Origin of the sequence: Rhizobium mayense (assembly GCF_030272705.1) — a bacterium.
GTDB lineage: Bacteria > Pseudomonadota > Alphaproteobacteria > Rhizobiales > Rhizobiaceae > Rhizobium > Rhizobium mayense.
The window spans coordinates 1-346 of record NZ_JARFYM010000135.1; the positions used below are offsets into that span (position 1 = coordinate 1).

Consider the following 346-nt stretch of genomic DNA (forward strand, 5'->3'; position numbering starts at 1 on the left):
CTATCTCGTCAACATGACGAAGCGCGGCGCCGACCAGATCGGCGGGGCCGACTACACCTTCGACTGCACCGGCAACACCAAGGTGATGCGCCAGGCGCTCGAAGCCTCGCATCGCGGCTGGGGCAAGTCGGTCGTCATCGGCGTCGCCGGCGCCGGCCAGGAAATCTCCACGCGTCCGTTCCAGCTGGTGACCGGCCGCACCTGGATGGGCACGGCCTTCGGCGGCGCGCGCGGCCGCACCGACGTGCCGAAGATCGTCGACTGGTACATGGAAGGCAAGATCCAGATCGACCCGATGATCACCCACACCATGCCGCTCGAAGACATCAACAAGGGCTTCGAGCTG

General features: G+C 66.2%; 1 protein-coding gene. It reads left to right on the forward strand.

All coding sequences use genetic code 11. The features are described from left to right. Window positions 1-346 (forward strand): zinc-binding dehydrogenase (locus PY649_RS34930; protein WP_285873636.1); only part of this gene is annotated, 346 nt, incomplete at both ends.